Raw genomic sequence first — 24,112 nt, 5'->3', positions numbered from 1 at the left:
CGGGCGGCCTGGGCAAAAATGGCCGCCCGGACTGGCCATCGCCGCATGCCGGCTTGATCTTCCGCAACGGAAGGCCAGGTTTGCCCCCTACACTCGGTGGGCCTTTGCCGCCACACCTTGAACCATCCAGCCGAAGAGCGAAAAGATCCGATGCGCTTTCTCGCTGGTGACGGCGAGATGGCCGCGCGCATTCGCGCGTTCGACTGGGCTTCGACGCCGTTGGGGCCACCAGCGACCTGGAGCGCAGGCCTGCGCACCATGGTCCGCATGCTGTTGACCACACGGCACCCCGTCTACATTTTCTGGGGCGCCGAACACACCGGCCTCTACAACGACGCTTACCGCGAGTCGCTCGGGCCGGAAAAGCATCCCGCCATCCTGGGCATCCCAGGCCGCAGGGCCTGGGCCGAGATCTGGCACTTGATCGGCCCTCAGATCCTGCAGGTGCTCGCAGGTGGCGGCGCCACCTGGCATCAGAATCAACTGGTGCCGATCATTCGCCACGGTTGCCTGGACGACGTCTATTGGACCTATTCCTTCGGCCCCATCGACGACGAATCAGCCGCCAACGGAGTCGGCGGCGTGCTGGTGCTGGTGACCGAAACCACCCGGCAGGTCATGGCCGAGCGGCAGGCGAAGTTGAACCATGCCAGGCTGGCCAGCCTGTTCGAGCAAGCGCCCAACTTCATGGCCATGCTGAGCGGCAAGGATCACCGGTTTGAGCTGGTGAATCCAGCCTACGAGCGGCTGATCGGGCGGCGCGACGTGATGGGCTTGCCCTTTAGCCAGGCAATCCCGGAAGCGGTGGATCAGGGCTACGTCGACCTGCTGGACCAGGTCTTCGCCACTGGCGAGCCCTACATCGCGGCCTACGCCAAGTTCCGCAGCCAGCCTGCAACAGATGTCCCGCCCGACGAGCGCATTGTCGACTTCGTCTTTCAGCCCACCTTCGACAATCGCGGCGAAGTGGACGGGATCTTCGTGGTTGGCATCGACGTGACGGCGCAATGGCAGGCGCAACAGGAACTGGCTGTCAAGATCGAACAATTGCAGTTGGCCACCGACGCAGGCGAGGTCGGGCTGTGGGATGTCGACAACCTGGCCAACACGCTGTACTGGGCGCCACGGGTCAAGAAGATGTTTGGGGTCCGCGAACAGATGCCCGTCACGATCGCAGACTATTACGACGGGATCCACCCCGAAGACCGGGACGCGACCATTGCGGCCTACCAGCGCGCGCAAAGCCCGTTGGAGCGGGCTTTGTACGACGTCGAGTTCAGAACCATTGGCAAAGAGGACGGGCTGGTTCGCTGGGTGGCCGCCTGCGGCCGGGGCATCTTCGATTCGCAGGGCCATTGCACACGCGTGATCGGCACGGCCATCGATGTCACCGCTCGCAAGCGCAACGAAGCGCTGTTGCGACACCTGAACGAGACCCTTGAACGCAAGCTGTCGGACTACCTCGCCGAGCGAAAGCTGCTGGCCGACATCGTCGAAGGCACGGACGCACTGATCCAGGTCATGGACCTGAACTACCGCTGGCTGGCGATCAACCGTGCGAGTGCGGCGGGATTCGAATGGGCCTTCGGCATCAGGCCTCGCGTGGGCGATCAGCTGCAGTACCTGCTTCATGAGCACATCGAGGTGCTCAAGGAGATCGAGCCGGGCTGGACCCGGGCCCTGGCGGGCCAGGAGTTCCTGGAGGTGCGGTCGTTCGGGCCGTCGCCCTCGGAGCAGCGGTCCTTCGAGATGCGCTTCCAGCCGCTGTATGACAGCGACGGACGTCTCATCGGCGCCTACCAGTTTGCCTACGATGTGACCGAGCGCATCGAGCACCAGCGAAGACTCGCGGAAAGCGAAGCAGCGCTTTACCAGGCCAGGAAACTGGAGGCGATCGGACAGCTGACAGGTGCCATCGCGCACGACTTCAACAACCTGCTGCAGGTCGTCAGCGCCAACCTGGAGATGATCCGGCGCCGCGCGGAGAATCCGGCGCAGGTCAGAGACTTCGCCAAAAGAGGCACCGAGGCAGCCAGTCGCGGCGCCCGCCTGACAGCCCAGCTGCTGGCGTTCTCCCGCAAGCAGGAGCTGGTCATTCGACCGGTTGGGCTGGGCGCGCTGGTGGACGGCATGGCCGACCTGCTCAAGACCACCCTGGGGGCAAGTGTCGAGTTGCAGCTTGCTGCGGAAGACGTGTGGGTGCACGCCGATGCAACACAGCTCGAAATGGCGCTGCTCAACCTGGCAGTGAACGCCAAGGATGCGATGCCTGACGGTGGGCGGTTCACCCTCGCCAGCCGCGAGCCGGCATCCTTGCCCAGGGACCTTGCACCGGGCGAGTATGTGGAGATCAGCGCGACCGACACCGGCACCGGCATGCCGCCCGAAGTGATGGCCAAGGCCTTCGATCCGTTTTTCACGACCAAGGCAGTCGGGAAAGGCAGCGGGCTGGGCTTGAGCCAGGTTTACGGCTTGGCAACCCGGGCGGGCGGCACCGTTGTCATCGACAGCGATGGCGTGACCGGGACAACGATCAAGGTCTACCTGAAACGGGCGCTCGGTGAAAACTCCGTAGCGTCTCAAGACGCCCCGGCCAGTGGCCCGGTGGCCCTCGCGCCATGGTCGGTGCTGTTGGTCGATGACGAGGAGGAGGTCAGGCGCAGCATCGCCGCCATGCTCACCGATCTGGGACTTGGCGTTCACCAGGCCGAGAATGCAGAGCAAGGGCTTCAGCTCCTGGACGCCCACCAGGTCGAGCTGCTGCTCGTCGACTACGCGATGCCGGGTTCAGACGGCGCCGCCATGGCCAGGGTGGCACGCCAGGCCAAGCCCGAGCTCCCCATCATGTTTGTCAGCGGCCACGCGGACGCCGAAGTGATTCGGGAAGCCATTGGCTACGGTGCCACGCTGTTGCGCAAGCCGGTCTCGTCGGATCAACTCGAGCTCGCGCTGAGGCGCCTCCAATCGCGGTAGGACCGGAAGCCGCCCTCAGCGGAAGGCGGCAGCGCGCCGGACCTGGCGACACCCGGGGAAGAACGCCGGGACTGAAAGACGCCGACGCGGCTCGCCTTGCATGGCGGACCGTGTCGCGCCGGCAGGCCTCATTGACCGGCCGGTGGTTGCCACAGCTCCACCTTGTTGCCCTCGGGATCGATGACCCAGCCGAACTTGCCGTACTCGGAGTCATCGATCTTGTCGAGCACGTCGCAGCCTTCCGCCTTGAGCGTCGCAACCAGGGCATGCAGGTCTTCCACCCGGTAATTGACCATGAACGCGGCCTTGCTGGGCGCGAACTGATCGCTGTCCTGTGGACCGATGGACCAGACCGTCGTGCCGCCCGCGGGCTTGCCATCCGAGTCGGTCCAGGTGAAGGCCGCCCCGCCCCAGGGCTGGACATCGATGCCAAGGTGGCGCTGGTACCAGGCCCGCAGCGCAGGGGCATCCTTTGCCTTCAAGAAGATGCCGCCAATGCCAGTGACTCGCTTCATGTGAACCTCCGATGTGTGAATGTGCCCGGGATCTGCGGCTGCCGGTAAGGCGCGGACCGGATCCGGCTGGGCGCTACCATGCCCGAGAACCGCAGCAGCCGCTTGCCAAATCTTGCGAACCGACCGAGAAGCCAGGGGCCTCGCCTCCGTGGACTACGCCGAACGGGTCAACCGTGCAGTCGACCACATCGTGCGCAACCTTGCCCGGCCCTTGCGGCTGGAAGAGGTGTCCGCGGCGGCCGGATTCTCCCCCTTCCACTTCCACCGAATTTTCAAGGCCTTGCTGGGGGAGACGCTGCAGCAGTTCGTCAAGCGGCAGCGGCTGGAACGGGCGCTGTACCTGATGTCCCACGCACCCGGGCGTTCGCTGACCGACGTGGCCCTGGACTGCGGCTTTTCCTCGTCCTCCGACTTTTCCCGCAGCTTCAGGCAGCACCACGGCGTGGCGCCCAGCCTGTTCGACCTCGAAGCCTTCCGGAGCACCAGGCGGGACGCTTTCGAGCGCATCTTGACCACCCAGGCCGGATCGCCGCTCCTCACGGCCCTGCCGGCGGGCCAGAACCCGGACGGCTTCGAAGTCGCGCTTCGTGAGCTGCCCGCACGCACGGTCGCCTACATCCGTGTGCACAACCCCTACCGCGAGGGCGCCGTGCAGGCCGCTTGCGAGCGGCTGCTCGCCTGGTCAATCCCCCGGGGTTTGGCGGACGGCCAGTGGCTGGGCTACATGTGGGATGAGCCCGAGATCGTCGAGCTCGCAAAATGCCGTTACGACGTTGCGCTCGTGGTCGACGAGTTCCAGCCTGCCGGTGAGATCGGCCGCTTCGAGTTCTCGCCAATGCGCGTGGCCGAACTCGTCTTGCACGGCGACATGGCACTCGAGGCCCGCGCTTTCGACTGGCTGTACAAGACCTGGCTGCCGCGAAGCGGCCATGTCCCGGACCATCAGCCTGCGTTCGAGGCCTGGATCGGCCGACCGTTTGCCCACGGGAACGCGCACTTCGAACTCGCGTGCCAGCTCCCTGTCCAGCCTGGCTGACCGCGGGCCGCCAGGCAAGGCACAGCGCATGACGGCACCGGGCCGGCCGGACCACGGCTTGCCGCCACCGTCGCGATTAGTTTATATTTGAACTATTCACTCCTCAAACAACGAGGGGCGACGCTGAACCCAAGAGGACGGCATGCGCATTGTTTGCATCGGCGGCGGGCCTGCAGGTCTTGCCTTCGCGCTCATCATGAAGAAGCTGGACGCCAGCCGCGAGATCACCGTGGTCGAGCGCAACCACCCGTACGACACCTTCGGCTGGGGCGTGGTGTTCTCGGACGCGACGATGCAAAACCTGCGCCGCTGGGACGCCGAAACCGCCGGCGCCATCGAAGCCTCGTTCTCGCACTGGGACGACATCGTGTTGGAGTTCAAGGGCCGCAGCCTGCGCTCGGGTGGCCACGGCTTCGTGGGCATCGGCCGCAAGCGGCTGCTGAACATCCTGCAGGCGCGCTGCGAGGCCTTGGGTGTGCAGCTGGTGTTCGACCACGAGGTGCGCTCGGACGAGGAGTTCGCCGATGCGGACCTGGTCATCGCCAGCGACGGCATCAACTCCGCCGTCCGCACAAAGTACGCCGAAACCTTCAAGCCCGACATCGTCACGCGGCCCAACCGCTTCATCTGGCTGGGCACCAGGAAGCGTTACGACGCCTTCACCTTCGTGTTCGAGAAGACCGAGCACGGCTGGTTCCAGGCCCACGTCTACAAGTTCGACGAGGAGACCTCGACCTTCATCGTCGAATGCACAGAGGAAACCTGGCGCGCCCACGGGCTGGACCGACTGGACGTGGACGGTTCGGTCGCCTTCTGCGAACAGGTCTTCGCGCGTCACCTGGCCGGCGCCAAACTGATGAGCAACGCCCGCCACCTGCGCGGCTCGGCCTGGCTGAACTTCCAGCGCATCCGCTGCGAACAATGGTGGCTGGACAACGGCCGCCAACCGGTGGTGCTGATGGGCGACGCTGTGCACACCGCGCATTTCGCAATCGGCTCGGGCACCAAGCTGGCGCTGGAAGACGCGATCGAACTGGCGAACCAGTTCAAGCTGAAAGCCGAGGCGGATGGCGCTGTCACGCGTGCCGACCTGCCCGCGCTGTTGGACCGCTACCAGCAGATCCGTGCAGTCGAAGTGCTGCGGCTGCAGAACGCCGCGTGGAACGCGATGGAATGGTTCGAGGTCTGCGGCCGGCGCTACTGCGACCAGCTCGAGCCCGAGCAGTTCATGTATTCGCTGCTCACGCGCAGCCAGCGCATCAGCCACGAGAACCTGCGGCTGCGGGATGCGGGCTGGCTGGGTGGCTACGAGCAATGGTTTGCCAAAAAGGCAGCCACCCCGCCGATGTTCACGCCATTCACGGTGCGCTCGGTCACGCTGAAGAACCGCGTCATCGTCTCGCCAATGGCGCAGTACTCGGCCGTGGACGGCACCGTGGGTGACTACCACCTGGTGCACCTGGGCGCGCGCGCGATGGGCGGCGCGGCGCTGGTGATGGCCGAGATGACCTGCACCAGCCCGGATGCGCGCATCACGCGCGGCTGCCCCGGCCTGTGGACCGACACGCAGCGCGACGCCTGGGCCCGCATCGTCGACTGGGTGCACGACCAGAGCGACGCGAAGATCGGCATGCAGCTGGGCCACGCCGGCGCCAAGGGCGCGACCAACCTGGGCTGGGAAGGCATTGACCAGCCTTTGACCTCCGGCGGCTGGCCGCTGATCTCCGCCTCGCCGCAGCAGTACCTGCCGGGCGTCAGCGACTGGTCGCGCCAGATGAAGCGCAGCGACATGGACCAGGTGCGCAATGATTTCGCCGCCGCCGCGCGCCGCGCCGCCGAGGCCGGCTTCGACTGGCTGGAGCTGCACTGCGCGCACGGCTACTTGCTGTCGTCCTTCCTGTCGCCGCTCACCAACCAGCGCGAAGACGAATACGGCGGCACGCTGGAGAACCGATTGCGCTATCCGCTGCAAGTCTTCGCTGCGGTACGTGAAGCCTGGCCGCAGCAGCTGCCGATGTCGGTGCGCATCTCAGCGCACGACTGGGTGGAAGGTGGCATCACGCCGGCCGACGCGGTGGAGATCGCCCGCGCCTTCAAGTCGGCCGGCGCGGACCTGATAGCCTGCTCTTCCGGCCAGGTCAGCAAGGCCGAACGGCCGACCTACGGCCGCATGTGGCAGACCCCGTTCTCGGACCGCATCCGCAACGAAGCCGGCATTGCCACCATCGCGGTGGGGGCGATCAGCGAGGCGGACCATGTCAACGCGATCATCGCTGCCGGCCGTGCGGACCTCTGCGCGGTCGCCCGCCCGCACCTCGCGAACCCGGCCTGGACGCTGACCGAAGCCGCTCGCATCGGTTACACGGCCATCCAGTGGCCAGCGCCGTACCGCTCCGGCAAGCCGCAACTGGAAGCGATCTTTCAGCGCGAGAAGGCGCTGCAGCAAGGCGGCAGCCAATGAACGCGCCGCATGTGCTGGTGACCGGTGCGAACCGCGGCATTGGCGCGGCCATTGCACATGCACTGGCCGCGGACGGCTGGCGCGTGACGCTGGCCGGAAGATCCATTGAGGCACTTGAATCCACACGTTCCACGCTTCCCGGTGATGGACACGCCGTCGTGCAGATGGACGTGGCGAGTGCCGACAGCATCTCCCGCGCCTTCGCCGACTCGCGCGCCGCGCAAGGCCCGTTGCACGCGCTGGTGAACAACGCCGGTGTGGTCGAGACGGGGCCCACGCAGCGCTTTGCGCTCGCCAGCTGGGAGCGCATGCTGGACGTCAACCTCACCGGCGTTTTCCTCTGCTGCCAGGCTGCCATCGCCGACCTGCGCGAGACGCAAGGCCGCATCGTCAACATTGCCAGCACCGCAGCGCAAAAGGGCTATGCCTTCACCGCCGCCTATGCAGCGGCCAAGCACGGCGTCGTCGGCTTCACGCGTTCGCTGGCGCTGGAGCTGGCGCCAGCCGGCATCGCCGTCAATGCCGTGTGCCCGGGCTACACCGACACCGACATCGTGCGCGGCGGCATGGCACAGATCATGGACAAGAAGGGCAAGAGCGAAGCCGAAGCCCTGCAGAGCTTCACGCAGGCCAACCCGATGCAGCGCCTGGTCCGGCCCGACGAGGTGGCCGAGGTCGTGCGCTGGCTGTGCCGCCAGGCGCCCTCAGCGATCACCGGGCAATCCATTTCGGTCAGCGGCGGCGAGGTGATGTGAAGCCATGAAAAACGAAACACCAAGAGACCCGCGCAGCACGGACAGCCTGGACGAGCTGATCGGCGACGACGCGATTGGCCACGAAGGCCGTGCCGGCGCAGGCGACCACGCGGCGGTGCGCACCTGGCTGCGGCTGCTGGCCTGCACCACGCAGATCGAGACGGAAATTCGCCGCCGGCTGCGCACGCACTTCGACATGACGCTGCCGCGCTTCGACTACCTGGCGCAGCTGCACCGCTTCCACGCCGAGCAGCCCGAAGGCCTGCGCATGAGCCAGCTTTCGCGCTACCTGATGGTGACCGGCGGCAACGTGACCAGCCTGACCGACGAGCTCGAGAAAGGCGGTCACGTCACACGCAACATCGATCCTGACGACCGCCGCTCGATCCGCATTGCGCTGACCACGCGCGGGCGGCGCGCCTTCGAGAAGATCGCGGCCGAGCATGAGCGCTGGGTCGTGGAACTGCTGGCCGACCTGAGCGCCGACGAAAGCCGGCAGCTGCACACGCTGCTCGGCCACTTGCGCCTGGGCCTCACGCGCCGCCTCAACGACAAGGCTTGAACACGATGACCAAGACACTGGCCCCCGCGCTGGCCGCCGGCAACCGCCGCCCGCTGGCGGACTTCGCCGCCAAGCACTTCCGCTGGGAGTGCCGCGACCGTGTCGCGCACATCACGCTCTCGCGGCCCGAGCGCAAGAACCCGCTGAGCTTCGAGAGCTATGCCGAGCTGCGCGACCTGTTCGAGCAGCTGCGCTTTGCGCACGACGTGCGCGCCATCGTGCTCGCGGGCGAAGGCGGGAACTTCTGCTCCGGTGGCGACGTGCACGAGATCATCGGTCCGCTGATCGACCTGCCCGCGCCCGAACTGCTGATGTTCACGCGCATGACAGGTGACTTGGTCAAGGCGATGCGCCACTGCCCGCAACCCATCGTGGCCGCGGTGGACGGCGTGTGCGCCGGCGCTGGCGCCATCCTGGCGATGGCCAGCGATCTGCGCTACGGCACCGCGCGCTCGAAGACCGCCTTCCTGTTCGCCCGCGTGGGCCTGGCCGGCTGCGACATGGGCGCCTGCGCGATGCTGCCGCGCATCGTCGGCCAGGGCCGCGCGGCAGAGTGGATCTACTCGGGCCGCTCGCTGGGCGGCGAAGAGGCAGAGCGCTGGGGCTTCTTCAACCGGCTGGTCGAACCCGAGGCGCTGCTGGACGAAGCCACCGCCTTCGCGCAGTCGCTGGCCGACGGCCCGGCCTTTGCGCATTCGCTGACCAAGTCCATGCTGCACCACGAGTGGAGCATGGACATCGATTCGGCCATCGACGCGGAAGCCCAGGCGCAGGCGCTGTGCATGCTGACCGAGGACTTCGGCCATGCCTACCGCGCGTTTGCCGCCAAAGCGAAGCCTGTCTTCGAAGGGCGCTGACATGGTCGACGCTGTCGCTGAAGCTTTGGCGTGGCCCTTCTTCGAACCCCGCCACCGCGAGCTGCATGCGCGGCTTTCGAATTGGTTGACGGAAGCCAAGCTGCCGGACCACCTCTCACCCCATGCCACGCAGGCCGAGCTGGACGCGCACTGCCGCGACTGGGTGCGCGCGCTGGGCGAAGCCGGCTGGCTGCGCCATGCGGTGGCCGGGCGCCAACACGGCGGCGAGTCGAACACGCTGGACACGCGCACGCTGTGCCTGCTGCGCGAGACGCTGGGCGCGCACGACGGCCTGGCCGACTTCGCGTTTGCGATGCAGGGCCTGGGCAGCGGCGCGATCTCGCTCGCCGGCTCGCCCGCGCTGAAGGCACGCTACCTGCCGTGCGTGGCGCGCGGCGAGGCCATCGCGGCCTTTGCGCTGTCCGAACCCGAGGCCGGTTCGGACGTGGCCGCGATGGCCACCACCGCGCAGCGCGACGGCGATGCCTGGGTGCTCAACGGCGAAAAGACCTGGATTTCCAACGGCGGCATCGCGGACTTCTACGTCGTCTTCGCCCGCCAGGTCGCGCCGGGCGCCACGCCCGAGGCGCGCGGCACCGGCAGCATTGCCGCATTTGTGGTGGACGCGGACACGCCGGGCTTCGAGATCGCCGAGCGCATCGACGTGATGGCGCCGCACCCGCTCGCCCGTCTCACCTTCCGCGAATGCCGCGTGCCGGCCGCCAACTGCCTGGCCGAAGGCGAGGCCGGCGCCGGCTTCAAGCTGGCGATGCGCACGCTGGATGTGTTCCGCACCTCGGTCGCCGCCGCAGCGCTGGGCTTTGCGCGGCGCGCGCTGGCCGAAGGGCTGGACCGCGCGGTCTCGCGCCAGATGTTCGGCCAGCGCCTGGCGGACCTGCAACTCACGCAGGCCAAGCTGGCCGACATGGCACTGGCCGTGGACTCGGCCGCGCTGCTGACCTACCGCGCCGCATGGCGCCGCGACCAGGGCCACACCGTCACCCGCGAAGCCGCGATGGCCAAGCTCGCCTCGACCGAAAACGCGCAGCGCGTGATCGACGCCGCGGTGCAACTCTGGGGCGGCGCGGGCGTGCGCTCGGGCGCGGTCGTCGAGCGCCTGTACCGCGACATCCGCGCGCTGCGCATCTACGAAGGCGCCAGCGAAGTGCAGCAGCTCATCATCGCCAGAGAGCTGTTGAAGTAGTTCTCACGAGGAACGCACCATGACCCACGGCCGATCCGCCCACGTCGACAGCTTTGCGCGCGACCGCCTGCCGCCGCGCGAGCTGCAGCCCGAGTATCTGTTCGATCTGCCCGAGCTGCAGTTCCCGCCGCAGCTCAATTGCGCGGCCGAGCTGCTGGACGGCGCCATCGCGCGCGGCTGGGGCGAGCGGCCTTGCATCCTCGCGCCCGGCCTGCGCTGGACTTACGCCGAGCTGCAGGCACGGGCCGACGCGATTGCGCACGTGCTGGTCGAAGACATGGGCGTGGTACCCGGCCAGCGCGTGCTGCTGCGTGCGCCGAACAACCCCATGCTCGCGGCCTGCTGGTTCGGCGTGATGAAGACCGGCGCGATCGCGGTGGCGACCATGCCGCTGCTGCGGGCCAAGGAGCTGAAGCAGGTCGTCGCGAAGGCACAGGCCACGCATGCGCTGTGCGACCTGGCGCTGGCCGAGGAGCTGCAGCTGGCGCGGCCGGACTGTCCGACTCTGTCGCAGCTTCGACTCTTCAACGACGCTTTGCCCGACGGCCTGGAAGCCGCGATGGCCCGCCACCTCGGCAAACCCTTCGCGGCCGTGGACACCGCGGCGGACGACACCTGTTTGCTGGCCTTCACTTCCGGCACGACCGGCGTGCCCAAGGCGACCATGCACTTCCACCAGGACGTGATGGCCATCTGCGCCTGCTGGCCGCAACACGTGCTGCGCGCGGACGCCTCGGACACCTTCATCGGCAGCCCGCCGCTGGGCTTCACCTTCGGCCTGGGCGGGCTGCTGCTGTTCCCGCTTTCGGTGGGGGCCAGCACCGTGCTGCTCGAAAAACCGACGCCGCCCGCGCTGCTGGACGCCATCACCGAGCACCGCGCCAGCGTGCTGTTCACGGCGCCGACAACCTACCGCGCGATTGCCGCACAAGCGGGCGAGCGACGGCTCTCGGCAATGCAGGGCGGCCCGCTGCGCAAGTGCGTGGCCGCGGGCGAAGCACTGCCCGCGGCCACGCGCAAGCTGTGGCAGGACGCCACCGGCATCGCGATCATCGACGGCATCGGCTCCACCGAGATGCTGCACATCTTCATCTCGGCCGACGAGGAACACGCCCGCGGCGGCGCAACCGGCACTGCCGTGCCGGGCTACGTTGCCTGCGTGCTGGACGAACTTGGCCAGGAGGCGCCGCGCGGCCAGGTGGGCAGGCTCGCGGTGCGCGGCCCCACCGGCTGCCGCTACCTGGACGACGAACGCCAGGCCAGCTACGTGCAACACGGCTGGAACCTGACCGGCGACGCCTACCTGCAGGACGAGGACGGCTACTTCCGCTACCAGGCCCGCACCGACGACATGATCATCTCGGCCGGCTACAACATCGCGGCCCCCGAGGTCGAAGGCGTGCTGCTGGAACATCCGGCAGTGGCCGAGTGCGCGGTGATCGGCGTGCCGGACGAGGAGCGCGGCGAGATCGTCAAGGCCTACGTCGTGCTGCGCGCCGGCCACGAAGCCAACGACACCACCGTGCGTGCGCTGCAGGATTTCGTCAAAGCCAGCGTCGCACCCTACAAGTACCCGCGCGCGGTCGAGTTCCGCAGCGAGCTGCCACGCACCGCCACCGGCAAGCTGCAGCGCTTCCGCCTCAAGCCCCAGGACTGCCCATGAAAACCACGCTCCAACCCGCCGACTGGCCACGCCCGCGTGGCTATGCCAACGGCGTCGCTGCCCAGGGCCGCCAGGTGTTTGTCGCCGGCATGATCGGCTGGAACGCCGCGCAGGCCTTCGAGAGCGACGACCTGGTCGACCAGGTGCGGCAGGCGCTGCGCAACGTGCGTGCGGTGCTGGACGAAGCCGGCGCCGGGCCGCAGCACATCGTGCGCATGACCTGGTACCTGGTCGACCGCGCCGACTACCTGGCCCGCAACCGCGAGATCGGCGCCGCCTACCGCGAAGTGATGGGCGCGCACTACGAGATCGCGATGAGCGCGGTGGAGGTGCGTGGGCTGATGGAGGCCCGCGCCAAGGTGGAGATCGAGGTCACCGCCGTCGTGCCGCAAGCGCTGTGAGGCCTGCGGGATAACCCGCACCATATCTCAAACCGAGATAGCTGCTATCGGTGCCCGGGTCTGGAACCGCTGGGGCAGCAGCAGAACAATGCGGCGGCGGATGGCTGTCGTCTCCGCACAGGAGACCTGCCCGCATGACCCCCGCCGCCCCTCGCCGCATCGATGTCCAGACATTGATCAACGAGCACCCGTTCTCCCCGTTCCAGTGGGTGATCTTCGGCCTGTGCTTTTTCATCGTGCTGCTGGATGGTTTCGACACCGCGGCCATCGGCTACATCGCCCCTTCGCTGCTGAAGGAGTGGTGCCTGAGCAAGCCGCAATTGGCACCGGCGCTGATCTCGGCGCTGTTCCCGCTGGGCGGCGTGGGCGCGATCTTCTTCGGCTGGCTGATGGACCGCTTCAACGCCAACCGCGTGATCGCCATCGGCTTTGCGCTGACCGCCGTGGCGATCTGGGCCATCGGCCATGCGGCCGGTGAGGTCGCCACGCTGATGGCGGTGGTCTTCATCGGCGGCACGCTGATGAACACCGCGCAGTCCTCGCTGCCTGCGCTCGCCGCCGGTTTCTACCCCACCAACGCGCGCGCCACCGGCGTGGCCTGGATGCTGGGCATCGGCCGCTTTGGCGGCATTGCCGGCTCCTTCCTGGTGGCCCAAGACACGCCCGGCCGCCGCACAGGCGCTGCCGTTGCCGCCCATTGATTTCCCTTGCGAGGACACCTCCATGATCATCGACGTTCACGGCCACTACACCACCGCGCCGGCCGCGCTTGGCGCCTGGCGCGACCTGCAGATCGCCGGCCTGAAAGACCCGTCCAAGGCGCCCAGCGCCAGCAGCCTGAAGATCAGCGACGACGAGATCCGCGAGTCCATCGAGAGCAACCAGCTCAAGCTGATGAAGCAGCGCGGCTCGGACCTGACCATCTTCAGCCCGCGCGCCAGCTTCATGGCCCACCACATCGGCGACTTCAACACGTCCTCGACCTGGGCCGCGATCTGCAACGAGCTCTGCTACCGCGTGAGCCAGCTGTTCCCGGACCATTTCATCCCGGCCGCGATGCTGCCGCAGTCGCCCGGCGTGGACCCGGCGACCTGCATTCCGGAGCTGGTGAAGTGCGTAGAGCAGTTCGGCAACGTCGGCATCAACCTGAACCCGGATCCGTCCGGCGGCCACTGGAACAGCCCGCCGCTGAGCGACAGGAGCTGGTACCCCATCTACGAGAAGATGGTCGAGTACGACATCCCGGCGATGATCCATGTGAGCACCAGCTGCAACGCGTGTTTCCACACCACCGGTTCGCACTACCTGAACGCAGACACGACGGCCTTCATGCAGTGCCTCACGTCCGACCTGTTCAAGGACTTCCCGACATTGAAGTTCCTCATTCCGCACGGCGGCGGCGCAGTGCCCTACCACTGGGGCCGCTTCCGCGGGCTGGCGCAGGAGCTGAAGAAGCCGCTGCTGAGCGAGCACCTGCTGAACAACATCTTCTTCGACACCTGTGTCTACCACCAGCCCGGCATCGACCTGCTGACCAAGGTGATCCCGGTCAAGAACATCCTGTTCGCCAGCGAGATGATCGGCGCGGTGCGCGGCATCGACCCCGAAACCGGCCACTACTACGACGACACCAAGCGCTACGTGGCGGCCACTGCCAACCTGAGCGACGAGGAGCGTTACCAGGTCTACGAAGGCAATGCGCGCCGTGTCTTTTCACGGCTGGACACCGCACTGAAGAACAAGGGGCTGTGACATGTACGAACTCGGCGTTGTCTACCGCAACATCACCCGCGCCGACCGCGCGGCCACCGACCGAATGGCCGCGCTCGGCTCGGCCACGGTGCACGAAGCCATGGGCCGCGTGGGCCTGCTCAAACCCTACATGCGGCCGATCCAGGTCGGCACGCAGGTCAGCGGCACGGCGGTCACCGTGCTGCTGCAGCCTGGCGACAACTGGATGATGCATGTGGCGGCGGAGCAGATCCAGCCGGGCGACATCGTCGTCGCCGCCGTCACGGCCGATTGCACCGACGGCTACTTCGGCGACCTGCTGGCGACCAGCTTCATGGCCCGCGGCGCGCGCGCGCTGGTGATCGATGCGGGCGTGCGCGATGTCAAGACGCTGAAGGAAATGGGCTTTCCGGTCTGGAGCAAGGCCATCTCGTCCAAGGGCACGATCAAGGCCACGCTGGGCTCGGTCAACATCCCGGTGGTCTGCGCCGGCATGTGGGTCACGCCGGGCGACGCGATCGTCGCGGACGACGACGGCATCGTCTGCGTGCCGGCCGCGCGGGCCGCCCAAGTGGCCGAGGCTGCTGCCAAGCGCGAGAGCTTCGAGGGCGAGAAGCGCGCCAGGCTGGCCAGCGGCGTGCTGGGCCTGGACATGTACAAGATGCGCGAGCCGCTGGAGAAAGCCGGGCTGCGCTACATCGATTGAGTTCCTTCCCTGCCCACGTTCAATTCAAAACACACGGAGACAAACCATGAGCGTCCTGAAGTCCCTGGCCGCCGCCGCGCTGGCCGCCCTCACGCTGATCGGCGGCGCGCAGGCGGCGGACGAGTGGCCGACCAAGCCGGTGCGCATCATCACGCCCTTCCCGGCGGGTGCCGGCCCTGAAGCGGTCCTGCGCGTGCTGGCCGAGAAGCTGCAGCGCAAGTGGGGCAAGCCGGTCATCGTCGAGAACAAGCCGGGCGGCAATGGCTTCATCGCCATCGACGCCTTCAAGCGCGGCGCGACCGACGGCACCGACCTGATCCAGCTCGACAACGTGCACCTGGTCGCCTACCCCTCGCTGTTCAAGAAGCTGCCCTATGACCCGGTGAAGGACTTCGAGCCAATCAAGCCTTTGTTCATCGCGCCCTTCTTCGTCGTGGTCCCCACGGGCAGCAAATACAAGACGGTAGGCGACATCGTGGCCGACGCCAAGGTCCGCCCGGGCAAGCTCAACTACGGCTCCTGGTCCGTGGGCAACCCGGCGCACCTGGGCGCGGCGCTGCTGGAGTCCATGACCGGTACGCAGATGCAGCACGTGATCTACAAGGAAGTCTCCATGCTCTACACCGCTGTGGCCACCGGCGAGCTGGACTGGGCGCTGGGCACCATGGCCTCGGCCGGGCCCATGCAACGCAGCGGCAAGGTGCGCTTCATCGCGGTGACTTCACCCAGGCGGCTGGCCGCCTTCCCCGATGTGCCCACGGTGGCCGAATCCGGCGGTCCCGCCAGCTACGAGGTGACCGGCTGGACCACCATTGCAGCGCCGCCTGGCCTGCCCAAGGCCGTGGCCGACAAGATCCAGGCCGACATCACCACCGCATTGGCAGAGCCGGACATCAAGGAGCGCTATGCCACCTTCGGCTACGAGACCTTCCCGGTCACGCGCGAGCAGTTCCAGGCCTTCATCGCGAGCGAGTCCACCAAGTGGGCCGACGTCATCAAGCGCGCCAAAGTTTCACTGGATTGACGGAGCAACCCGAGCCATGCAATTTCAAAAGACCCCCGGCTGGCTGGACTGGTACGCCGACCCCAGCAAACCGAAGTTCCAGCTGCCGCCCGGCAGCGTGGACGCCCACTGTCATGTGTTCGGCCCCGGGGCCCAGTTTCCCTTTGCACCAGAGCGCAAGTACACGCCTTGCGACGCCAGCAAGCAGCAGCTGTTTGCGCTACGCGACCACCTGGGCTTCGCGCGCAACGTGATCGTGCAGGCCACCTGCCACGGCGCGGACAACTGCGCGATGGTGGACGCCTGCCTCGCCGCGGGCGACAAGGCACGCGGCATCGCCACCGTCAAGCGCAGCATCAGCGATGCCGAGCTGCAGCAGTTGCACGACGCTGGCGTGCGCGGCGTGCGCTTCAACTTCGTCAAGCGCCTGGTGGACTTCACCCCCAAGGACGAGCTGATGGAGATTGCCGGCCGCATCGCCAAGCTGGGCTGGCACGTGGTCATCTACTTCGAGGCGGTGGACCTGCCCGAGCTGTGGGACTTCTTCACCACACTGCCAACCACGGTCGTCGTCGACCACATGGGCCGACCGGACGTGAGCAAGCCGGTGGATGGCCCCGAGTTCGAGCTGTTCCTGAAGTTCATGCGCGAACACGCCAACGTGTGGAGCAAGGTCAGCTGCCCCGAACGCCTGAGCGTCACCGGCCCAAAGGCGTTGAATGGCGAACAACACGCGTATCAGGACGTGGTGCCGTTTGCGCGCCGTGTGATCGAGGAATTCCCCGACCGCGTGCTGTGGGGCACCGACTGGCCGCACCCGAACCTGAAGGACCACATGCCCGACGATGGCCTGCTGGTGGACTTCATTCCGCAGATCGCGACGACCGCCGAACTGCAGCAGAAGCTGCTGGTCGACAACCCCATGCGCCTGTACTGGCCCTCCAATGAACTTGCGTGACAGACCGCCCGAGCACAGCGAGTAGCTCTGTCACCAACTGATTAAAGGCAATTGATGGCCCTCGACAAGCCCTACCTGGACGTGCCAGGCACGACCATCTTCGACGCCGAGCAGTCCCGCAAGGGCTACTGGCTGAACCAGTTCTGCATGTCGCTGATGAAGGCGGAGAACCGCGCCGCCTTCAAGGCCGACGAGCGCGCGTACCTGGACCAGTGGGCGATGACCGAAGAGCAGAAACAAGGCGTGCTGACCCGTGACCTGAACCGCTGCATCGCGGCAGGCGGCAACATCTACTTCCTGGCCAAGATCGGCGCCACCGACGGCAAGAGCTTCCAGTACATGGCCGCGACCATGACCGGCATGACGCAGGACGAATACGCCGCGATGATGCTGGCCGGTGGCCGCTCGGCCGAAGGCAACCGCCACCTCGGCGAAGACGGTGACGCCCAGCCGCAGCACCAGCCGCAAGGCCGGGCCCACACGCAGAAAGGCGCCTGACCATGGCCCGCATCACCGCCTCCGTCTTCACCTCGCACGTGCCCGCCATTGGCGCCGCGCTGGACCTGGGCAAGACTCAGGACCCGTACTGGCAGCCGCTGTTCAAGGGCTACGACTTCAGCAAGCAATGGCTGAAGGACGAGAAGCCCGACGTGATCTTCCTGGTCTACAACGACCACGCCACGGCCTTCAGCCTGGAAATGATCCCGACCTTCGCGATCGGCTGCGCCGCAGAGTTCAAGCCGGCCGACGAGGGCTGGGGCCCGCGCCCGGTGCCCGTCGTGCAAGGCCACCCGGAACTGGCCGCGCACATCGCGCAAAGCGTGATCCAGGACGACTTCGACCTCACCATCGTCAACAAGATGGACGTGGACCACGGCCTGACCGTGCCGCTGAGCCTGATGTGCGGCCAGCCGCCGCAAAGCGACTTCCATTGGCCCTGCTCCGTCATCCCGTTTGCGGTGAATGTCGTGCAGTACCCGGTGCCCTCCGGCCAGCGCTGCTTCAACCTGGGCAAGGCGATCCGCAAGGCCATCGAAAGCTACGACCAGCCGCTGAAGGTGCAGATCTGGGGCACCGGCGGCATGAGCCACCAGCTGCAGGGCGCACGTGCCGGCCTGATCAACCGCGAGTGGGACAACGCCTGGCTGGACAAGCTGATCGCCGACCCCGCCGCCGCGGCCGCCACGCCGCACATCGACTACGTGCGCGAAGCCGGATCGGAAGGCATCGAGCTGGTGATGTGGCTGATCGCCCGTGGCGCGATGGCCGATGTCAACGGCGGCCCCGCGCCCAAGCTCAAGCACCGCTTCTATCACGTGCCCGCGTCGAACACCGCCGTCGGCCACGTCATCCTTGAAAACTCCTGAGGACCCTCACATGAGCGACAAGCAGACCCTCAAGGTCGCCCTCGCGGGCGCCGGCGCCTTCGGCATCAAGCACCTGGACGGCATCCAGAACATTCCCGGCGTCGAGGTCGTCTCCCTCGTCAGCCGCGAGCTGGAGAAGACCCGCGAAGTGGCCGCCAGGTACGGCATCGGCCACGTCAGCACCGAGCTGGCCGACAGCCTGGCCCTGCCCGAGGTCGACGCCGTCATCCTCTGCACCCCCACGCAGATGCACGCCGCACAGGCCATCGCCTGCATGAAGGCCGGCAAGCATGTGCAGGTCGAGATTCCGCTGTGCGACCTGTTGGCCGACGGCGAAGAAGTGCTGCGCGTCCAGCAAGAGACCGGCAAGGTCGCGATGTGCGGCCACACCCGCCGCTTCAACCCCAGCCACCAGTGGGTGCACAAGAAGATCAAGGCCGGCGAATTCAACATCCAGCAAATGGATGTGCAGACCTACTTCTTCCGCCGCACCAACATGAACGCGCTGGGCCAGGCCCGCAGCTGGACCGACCACCTGCTGTGGCACCACGCCGCGCACACCGTGGACCTCTTCGCCTACCAGGCCGGCAGCCCCATCGTGAAGGCCAACGCCGTGCAGGGCCCCATCCACCCGACCTTGGGCATCGCGATGGACATGAGCATCCAGCTCAAGGCTGCCAACGGCGCCATCTGCACGCTGAGCCTCTCATTCAACAACGATGGCCCGCTCGGCACCTTCTTCCGCTACATCGGCGACAGCGGCACGTACATCGCCCGCTACGACGACCTCTTCAACGGCAAGGAAGAAAAGATCGACGTGTCAAAGGTGGACGTCTCGATGAACGGCATCGAACTCCAGGACCGCGACTTCTTCACCGCCATCCGCGAAGGCCGCGAGCCCAACAGCAGCGTGGCCCAGGTGCTGCCTTGCTACAAGGTGCTGCATGAACTGGAGTTGCAGTTGAAAGGCTAAAGGGGCCGCCGAGGCTGCAATACAAGCCCATGAACCCGGTGCTTCTCCGGCTAATGCTCACCGAGGCGCTGCCGATAATTGATTCATTGACGCGCAGAACCGACCACACGATTGGGTGGAACAGCGGGAACCCGTGACCCAGCGCCGAAGACCGTCCCGCATCACCAATGCGGTGTCCGGAAGAGTCAGCCCGCCACCAGCGATGGTCGCGGGCTTTTCTCCTTTGCAGCGCGTCAGCGAGGCGCGGGCCTGAGCTTGCTCAGCTGGGTGCCGGCGCTGCCGCTGACCAGCGCTGTTGCATCTTCCAGCCGCCCGATGGCGGCGCGCGGGCCGCCGGCCTCGACAAACTCGATGCAAGCCTGGACCTTGGGGCCCATCGAGCCCGCCGGCAGGGCCAGCTCGCGCAGCGCAGCAGGCGTGGTGCGGTGCAGCCATTGCGGCTCGGCCGCGCGGAAGTCCGGCGCCACGCCGGGCACGTCAGTGAGCAGCAGCAGCAGGTCGGCACCCAGCTGGCGGGCCAGCAGGCCGCTGGCGTGGTCCTTGTCGATCACGGCTTCGACGCCGTGCACGACCCCGTCGCGGCGCAGCACCGGAATGCCACCCCCGCCGCCGCAGATCACGCTCACGCCCTGTTCCAGCAGCAGGCGGATCACGGGCAGCTCCAGCACCTGCAGCGGCCGCGGTGACGCCACCAGGCGGCGCCAGCGCTCGCCATCGCGTCCGAACTGCCAGTGGGCCGGCCGCACCAGGGCAGCCAGCTCGGCCTCGCTGTAGAGCGGGCCAATCGGCTTGCTCGGATGGGCGAACGCCGGATCGGCTGAGTCGACCTCGATCTGCGTGAGCAAGGTCGCAAAGCGGCGCTCTGGCAACAGGTTGGCCAGCGCCTGCTCGATCAGGTAGCCCACCATGCCTTCGCTCTCTGCGCCCAGCACATCCAGTGGCGTGGCTTCGCCACCGGACTGACCGGCGTAGGCGGCGGCCTGCAGCGCCAGCAGGCCGACCTGCGGGCCGTTGCCGTGCGTGATCAGCAGTTCATGCGTGCGCGCCAGCGGCGCCAGCGCCTGGGCTGCAGCGACCAGGTTGTCGCGCTGCGTCTGCACGCTGAGCGGCTGGCCGCGGCGGATCAGGGCATTGCCGCCCAAGGCTGCGACGATGCGCATCTCAGGCCAGTGTGGCGACCAGCAGCGCCTTGATGGTGTGCAGGCGGTTCTCGGCCTGGTCCCACACCACGGAGGCCGGCGACTCGAAGACCTCGTCGGTGACCTCCAGGCCGTCCATGTCGTGCTTGCGGCAGATCTCGCCGCCCTTGCGGGTGCTGCGGTCGTGCAGGGCCGGCAGGCAATGCATGAACTTGACCGCAGGGTTCCCCGTGGCCTTCATCAGCGCGGCATTGACCTGGTACGGGCGCAACAACGCGATGCGTTCGTCCCACACGGCATCGGGCTCGCCCATCGAGACCCACACGTCGGTGTAGACAAAATCCGCACCGCGCACCGCCTCGATGGCCGATTCGCAGAAGTTCAGCCGCGCACCAGTGTCGCGCGCCTTGTTCTGGGCCGACTGGATCAGCGCATGCGAGGGCCAAAGCGCCGGTGGCGCGCCGATGCGCAGGTCCATGCCCATCAGCGCCGCGCCCTGCAGCAAGGTGTCGCCCATGTTGTAGCGGGCATCGCCCAGGTAGGCCAGGCGCATCTCCGACAGCGGGCGGCTGCAATGCTCCTGCATGGTCATGAAGTCCGCCAGGATCTGCGTGGGATGGAACTCGTTGGTCAGGCCGTTGTAGACCGGCACGCCGGCGTACTCGGCCAGTTCCTTGACGATGGCCTGCGCGAAGCCGCGGTACTCGATCGCGTCGTACAGCCGGCCCAGCACGCGCGCCGTGTCCTTCACGCTTTCCTTCTCGCCCAGCTGCGAATCCCCGGGGCCGATGAAGGAGACGTTGGCGCCCTGGTCGAAGGCCGCCACCTCGAAGGCGCAGCGCGTGCGGGTGGACGCCTTCTCGAACAGCAGCGCGATGTTCTTGCCCCGCAGCTGCGGCTGCTCGGTGCCGGCGGCCTTGGCGCGCTTGAGCTCGTGGGCCATGCCCAAGAGGTAGTCGAGGTCGCGTGCGCTCAACTCGTCGAGCGAGAGCAGGCTTCGGTTGTGCAGGTTGTAGCTCATCAGGAACCTCGGGTTCAGCGGTAGGCGACGGGGTCGCGTTGAATCGGGCAGCTCATGCAGTGCGCGCCGCCGCGGCCGCGGCCCAGCTCGCCGCCAGGGATCTCCACCACCTCGATGCCGGCCGCGCGCAGGCGGCGGTTGGTGGTGGTGTTGCGGTCATAGCCGACGACCACGCCGGGCGAGAGCGCCAGCACGTTGTTGCCGTCGTCCCACTGTTCGCGCTCGGCCTCGAAGTGGTCGCCGCCGGTGGCAATGGCCTGGAAGGCCGGCAGCTCCATGACCTCGGCCAGCACCTGCAGCAGCGGCGTGTCGCCGTGCGAGCGCAGTTGCAGGCCGGCTCCGTGCTCGGACGGCCGAAGTTCGTGGCAGACGATCTGGCTGACCACCTCGGGGAAGTAGGTGAAGACGTCAGGTGCGCACTGGGTGAACACCGTGTCCAGGTGCATCGCGGCGCGCGAGCGAGGCAGCTGGGCCGCGATCACGGCGCGGGCCGCGCCGCCCTGCATCAGGGACTGCGCGAACTGCATCACCGCCTGCGGGCTGCTGCGCTCGCCCATGCCCACCAGCACCACGCCTTCGCCCAGCATCATCACATCGCCGCCTTCCAGCGTGGCCAGGCCATGATCCTGCGTCGGATCGCCGAACCAGGTCTTGAAACCCGCGTTCTCGAAGCGCGGGTGGAAGCGGTAGATGGCGGCCGTCAGCAGCGTCTCGCCACGGCGAGCCGGCCAATACAGCGGGTTCAGGCTCACGCCATGACCCACCCAGCAGGTGGTGTCGCGGGTGAACAAGGTGTTGGGCAGGGGCGGCAGCACGAAGTCTTCGAGCGCAAGGTAGGCGCCCAGCAGACCGCGCGGCTGGAAAGGCAGGTCGGCCTTGGTCATGCCGCCAATCAGCAGTTCGGCAAGCCGGGCCGGTGGCAGCTCGGCCAGCGCGGCGCGCAGCTCTTCGAGCATGCCGGGGCCAACGGTGTCCGGCGCGATCTTGCGTTCCAGCAGCCAGCGCTTGGCCTCTGGCAGCGCCAGGGTCTGGGCCAGCAGCTCGTGCAGCTCCAGCACCTCGATGTCGCGGCTGCGCATCTCGTGAACGAATTGCGCAAAATCGCGCTGCGCGCGCTCCACCCACAGCACGTCATCGAACAGCAGCTCGTGGCAGTTGGCCGGGGTCAGGCGGCGATGGGCCAGGCCGGGGCGGCAGACCAGCACGCTGCGCAGGCGGCCGACTTCGGAAAAAACACCTTGTTGCATCATGCGTCCTTCAGATCTTGGCCAGGTCCAGCGAGCCATTGGCCAGCATGGCCAGCGTCGCCGCCGCTGCCGCCACCAGCACCGCGGCCAGCGCCCATTCGGCCCCGCGCAGCACGCTGCGACCCTGGGCCCGCTGGGACCAGGCATGCACCGCCAGGCCAGGCGCGTAGATCAGCGCCGTGAGCAGCAGGTAGATCGGGCCGGCCGCGTACAGCAGCCAAAGGCTGTAGACCGTGGCCACGCCACCGGTCAGGCCGAGCGCTGCGCCGCCCTTGCGCAGCGAAAGCTTGAGTGCGAACAGTGCGCACAAGAGGTAGGGCACCAGGATGGTCGAGGTGGCCAGCTTGATCAGCGCCAGGTAGGCATCCCCGGCGAAGAAGGACAGCAGCAGCATCAACTGCACCACGCCATTGCTCCACCACAGCGCGGTCGTCGGCGCGCCCTGCGCGTTCTCGCGCGCGAAGGCCGTGGGGAAGACCCGCTCCTTGCCGGCAGAAAACGGCACCTCGGCGGCCAGCATGGTCCAGGACAGCATCGCGCCACCCACCGAGAGCAGCACGCCGCCCAGCATCAGCACGGCACCCCAGGAACCCACCGCCCGCTCCAGCACCGCAGCGGTTGACGGGTTCTTCATCGCGGCCAGTTCGGCCTGCGGCACCACGCCGAGCGAGAGCAGCGTGATGGCCATGTAGAGCACGATCGTCAGCAGGAAGCCGATGACGGTGGCACGGCCCACGTCGCCAGGCTCACGCGCCCGGCCCGAGAAGACCGCCGCCCCTTCGATGCCGATGAAGGCCCAGACGGTGACCAGCATGGTCGACTTGACCTGGCCGAACACAGGGCCAAGGGCTTCGCTGCCCCAGAAGTCCAGCGAGAAGCTGCGGGCCTGGAAGGCCAGCGCCACCAGCACGCCGAACAGCGCCAGCGGCACCAGCTTGGCCAGCGTGACGACGGTGTTCACCGCCGCGGCCGACTTCACGCCGCGCAGCACCAGCGCGTGATAAAGCCACAACAGCACCGACGCGCCGGCAATGCCGGCCGCGGTGTTGCCATCGCCAAAGCCCAGGTTCGGCAGGAAGTAGGCCAGCGACGAGAAGATGATGATGAGGTAGCCGGCATTGCCGATCACCGCCGAGAGCCAGTAACCCCAGGCCGAGTTGAAGCCGACAAAGTCGCCAAAGCCGGCACGGGCATAACCGTAGACGCCGCCAATCGCATCGGGCGCCTGTCGTGACAGCTGCACGAACATCAGCGCCAGCGACAGCATGCCCACCGCCGTCACCGCCCAGCCCAGCAGGATGGCACCGGCACCGGCACCCGCTGCCATGTTCTGCGGCAGCGAGAACACGCCCGAGCCAATCATCGAGCCGACGACCAGGCTGCTGAGCGCGCCCAGCCCCAACGCGCCCCGGCCCCCGACTGCCATGACGGGTGATGCGCGTGGCACTTCTGCAAGGCGCGGCAACGGCCGCGAACTGCGGAGAGGAGGGTGCGAATTCATGGCCTTGATCCCGGACTTTTGTGACATCAGTCACTCTAG

Annotated in this window: 21 protein-coding genes and 1 pseudogene; 17 read left to right on the top strand and 5 right to left on the bottom strand. The window is 67.3% G+C overall.

Annotated elements, in window-relative coordinates; translation table 11 throughout:
* The first annotated feature begins 117 nt into the window (after nucleotides 1–117).
* Nucleotides 118–2,973 (top strand): PAS domain-containing protein, encoded by a 2,856-nt coding sequence (locus AC3WR5_RS21505; protein ID WP_492487014.1) that lies wholly within the window; start codon nucleotides 118–120, stop codon nucleotides 2,971–2,973.
* 128 nt (nucleotides 2,974–3,101) lie between these two features.
* On the opposite strand, the gene AC3WR5_RS21500 is transcribed toward AC3WR5_RS21505, so the two are convergent.
* Nucleotides 3,102–3,488 carry a VOC family protein gene (locus tag AC3WR5_RS21500; RefSeq protein WP_141287042.1) on the bottom strand — a complete coding sequence of 129 codons (387 nt, stop codon included), beginning with the start codon at nucleotides 3,486–3,488 and terminating at the stop codon, nucleotides 3,102–3,104.
* A 148-nt stretch (nucleotides 3,489–3,636) separates the two neighbouring features.
* On the opposite strand from AC3WR5_RS21500, the gene AC3WR5_RS21495 reads away from it, so the two are divergent.
* The 16 genes and pseudogenes from AC3WR5_RS21495 to AC3WR5_RS21420 all read left to right on the top strand — a co-directional run bounded on the left by AC3WR5_RS21495 (nucleotide 3,637) and on the right by AC3WR5_RS21420 (nucleotide 19,165).
* Nucleotides 3,637–4,524 carry an AraC family transcriptional regulator gene (locus AC3WR5_RS21495; protein ID WP_492487012.1) on the top strand — a complete coding sequence of 296 codons (888 nt, stop codon included), beginning with the start codon at nucleotides 3,637–3,639 and terminating at the stop codon, nucleotides 4,522–4,524.
* A gap of 142 nt (nucleotides 4,525–4,666) precedes the next feature.
* On the top strand, nucleotides 4,667–6,985 hold the full coding sequence (locus AC3WR5_RS21490) for a bifunctional salicylyl-CoA 5-hydroxylase/oxidoreductase (protein WP_492487010.1): 2,319 nt from the start codon (nucleotides 4,667–4,669) through the stop codon (nucleotides 6,983–6,985).
* Nucleotides 6,982–7,740: an SDR family NAD(P)-dependent oxidoreductase gene (locus tag AC3WR5_RS21485; protein WP_492487008.1), complete on the top strand. Its 759-nt coding sequence runs from the start codon at nucleotides 6,982–6,984 to the stop codon at nucleotides 7,738–7,740. Before AC3WR5_RS21490 ends, AC3WR5_RS21485 begins: the two co-directional genes overlap by 4 nt.
* Before the next feature lie 4 nt (nucleotides 7,741–7,744).
* Nucleotides 7,745–8,302, top strand: coding sequence for a MarR family winged helix-turn-helix transcriptional regulator (locus AC3WR5_RS21480; protein ID WP_141287050.1), 558 nt, complete (start codon nucleotides 7,745–7,747; stop codon nucleotides 8,300–8,302).
* Between the two features lie 5 nt (nucleotides 8,303–8,307).
* Nucleotides 8,308–9,159, top strand: a complete 852-nt coding sequence (locus AC3WR5_RS21475; RefSeq protein ID WP_492487006.1) for an enoyl-CoA hydratase family protein — start codon at nucleotides 8,308–8,310, stop codon at nucleotides 9,157–9,159.
* 1 nt (nucleotide 9,160) lies between these two features.
* A complete protein-coding gene (locus AC3WR5_RS21470; protein ID WP_492487004.1) occupies nucleotides 9,161–10,363 on the top strand; it encodes an acyl-CoA dehydrogenase family protein in 1,203 nt (400 codons plus the stop codon).
* Nucleotides 10,364–10,382: 19 nt separating this feature from the next.
* Entirely contained in the window at nucleotides 10,383–12,026 is a 1,644-nt protein-coding gene (locus tag AC3WR5_RS21465; RefSeq protein ID WP_492487003.1) for an AMP-binding protein, read from the top strand.
* A complete protein-coding gene (locus AC3WR5_RS21460) occupies nucleotides 12,023–12,427 on the top strand; it encodes a RidA family protein (RefSeq protein ID WP_141287930.1) in 405 nt (134 codons plus the stop codon). Before AC3WR5_RS21465 ends, AC3WR5_RS21460 begins: the two co-directional genes overlap by 4 nt.
* 209 nt (nucleotides 12,428–12,636) lie before the next feature.
* Nucleotides 12,637–13,089 (top strand): annotated as a pseudogene (locus AC3WR5_RS21455) (MFS transporter); the annotation flags it as partial.
* A 61-nt stretch (nucleotides 13,090–13,150) separates the two neighbouring features.
* Nucleotides 13,151–14,179, top strand: a complete 1,029-nt coding sequence (locus AC3WR5_RS21450; protein ID WP_492487001.1) for an amidohydrolase family protein — start codon at nucleotides 13,151–13,153, stop codon at nucleotides 14,177–14,179.
* Between the two features lies 1 nt (nucleotide 14,180).
* Nucleotides 14,181–14,864, top strand: a complete 684-nt coding sequence (gene ligK, locus AC3WR5_RS21445; protein WP_492486999.1) for a 4-carboxy-4-hydroxy-2-oxoadipate aldolase/oxaloacetate decarboxylase — start codon at nucleotides 14,181–14,183, stop codon at nucleotides 14,862–14,864.
* A gap of 46 nt (nucleotides 14,865–14,910) precedes the next feature.
* On the top strand, nucleotides 14,911–15,888 hold the full coding sequence (locus AC3WR5_RS21440) for a Bug family tripartite tricarboxylate transporter substrate binding protein (protein ID WP_492486998.1): 978 nt from the start codon (nucleotides 14,911–14,913) through the stop codon (nucleotides 15,886–15,888).
* A 16-nt stretch (nucleotides 15,889–15,904) separates the two neighbouring features.
* Complete coding sequence (locus AC3WR5_RS21435; protein ID WP_492486996.1) at nucleotides 15,905–16,825, top strand: amidohydrolase family protein; 921 nt, start codon at nucleotides 15,905–15,907, stop codon at nucleotides 16,823–16,825.
* Between the two features lie 54 nt (nucleotides 16,826–16,879).
* The gene (gene ligA / locus AC3WR5_RS21430) at nucleotides 16,880–17,323 is read left to right on the top strand and encodes a protocatechuate 4,5-dioxygenase subunit alpha (RefSeq protein ID WP_492486994.1); all 444 of its coding nucleotides are present in this window, start codon (nucleotides 16,880–16,882) and stop codon (nucleotides 17,321–17,323) included.
* A gap of 2 nt (nucleotides 17,324–17,325) precedes the next feature.
* Nucleotides 17,326–18,192: a class III extradiol dioxygenase subunit beta gene (locus AC3WR5_RS21425; RefSeq protein ID WP_141287923.1), complete on the top strand. Its 867-nt coding sequence runs from the start codon at nucleotides 17,326–17,328 to the stop codon at nucleotides 18,190–18,192.
* Between the two features lie 10 nt (nucleotides 18,193–18,202).
* Complete coding sequence (locus tag AC3WR5_RS21420; RefSeq protein WP_492486991.1) at nucleotides 18,203–19,165, top strand: Gfo/Idh/MocA family oxidoreductase; 963 nt, start codon at nucleotides 18,203–18,205, stop codon at nucleotides 19,163–19,165.
* A 233-nt stretch (nucleotides 19,166–19,398) separates the two neighbouring features.
* On the opposite strand, the gene AC3WR5_RS21415 is transcribed toward AC3WR5_RS21420, so the two are convergent.
* From AC3WR5_RS21415 to AC3WR5_RS21400, 4 genes are read right to left on the bottom strand one after another with little or no spacing between them, the layout of a single operon-like run.
* Complete coding sequence (locus AC3WR5_RS21415) at nucleotides 19,399–20,325, bottom strand: carbamate kinase (protein WP_492486989.1); 927 nt, start codon at nucleotides 20,323–20,325, stop codon at nucleotides 19,399–19,401.
* Nucleotide 20,326: 1 nt separating this feature from the next.
* Nucleotides 20,327–21,325 carry an ornithine carbamoyltransferase gene (gene argF, locus AC3WR5_RS21410; RefSeq protein ID WP_141285999.1) on the bottom strand — a complete coding sequence of 333 codons (999 nt, stop codon included), beginning with the start codon at nucleotides 21,323–21,325 and terminating at the stop codon, nucleotides 20,327–20,329.
* 14 nt (nucleotides 21,326–21,339) lie between these two features.
* A complete protein-coding gene (gene arcA, locus AC3WR5_RS21405; protein ID WP_492486987.1) occupies nucleotides 21,340–22,572 on the bottom strand; it encodes an arginine deiminase in 1,233 nt (410 codons plus the stop codon).
* 10 nt (nucleotides 22,573–22,582) lie between these two features.
* Complete coding sequence (locus AC3WR5_RS21400) at nucleotides 22,583–23,998, bottom strand: basic amino acid/polyamine antiporter (RefSeq protein ID WP_492486985.1); 1,416 nt, start codon at nucleotides 23,996–23,998, stop codon at nucleotides 22,583–22,585.
* Nucleotides 23,999–24,112 lie beyond the last annotated feature (114 nt).

The organism is Ideonella sp. FW305-24, assembly GCF_058788035.1.
This window is presented reverse-complemented; position numbering and strand designations above follow the sequence as displayed.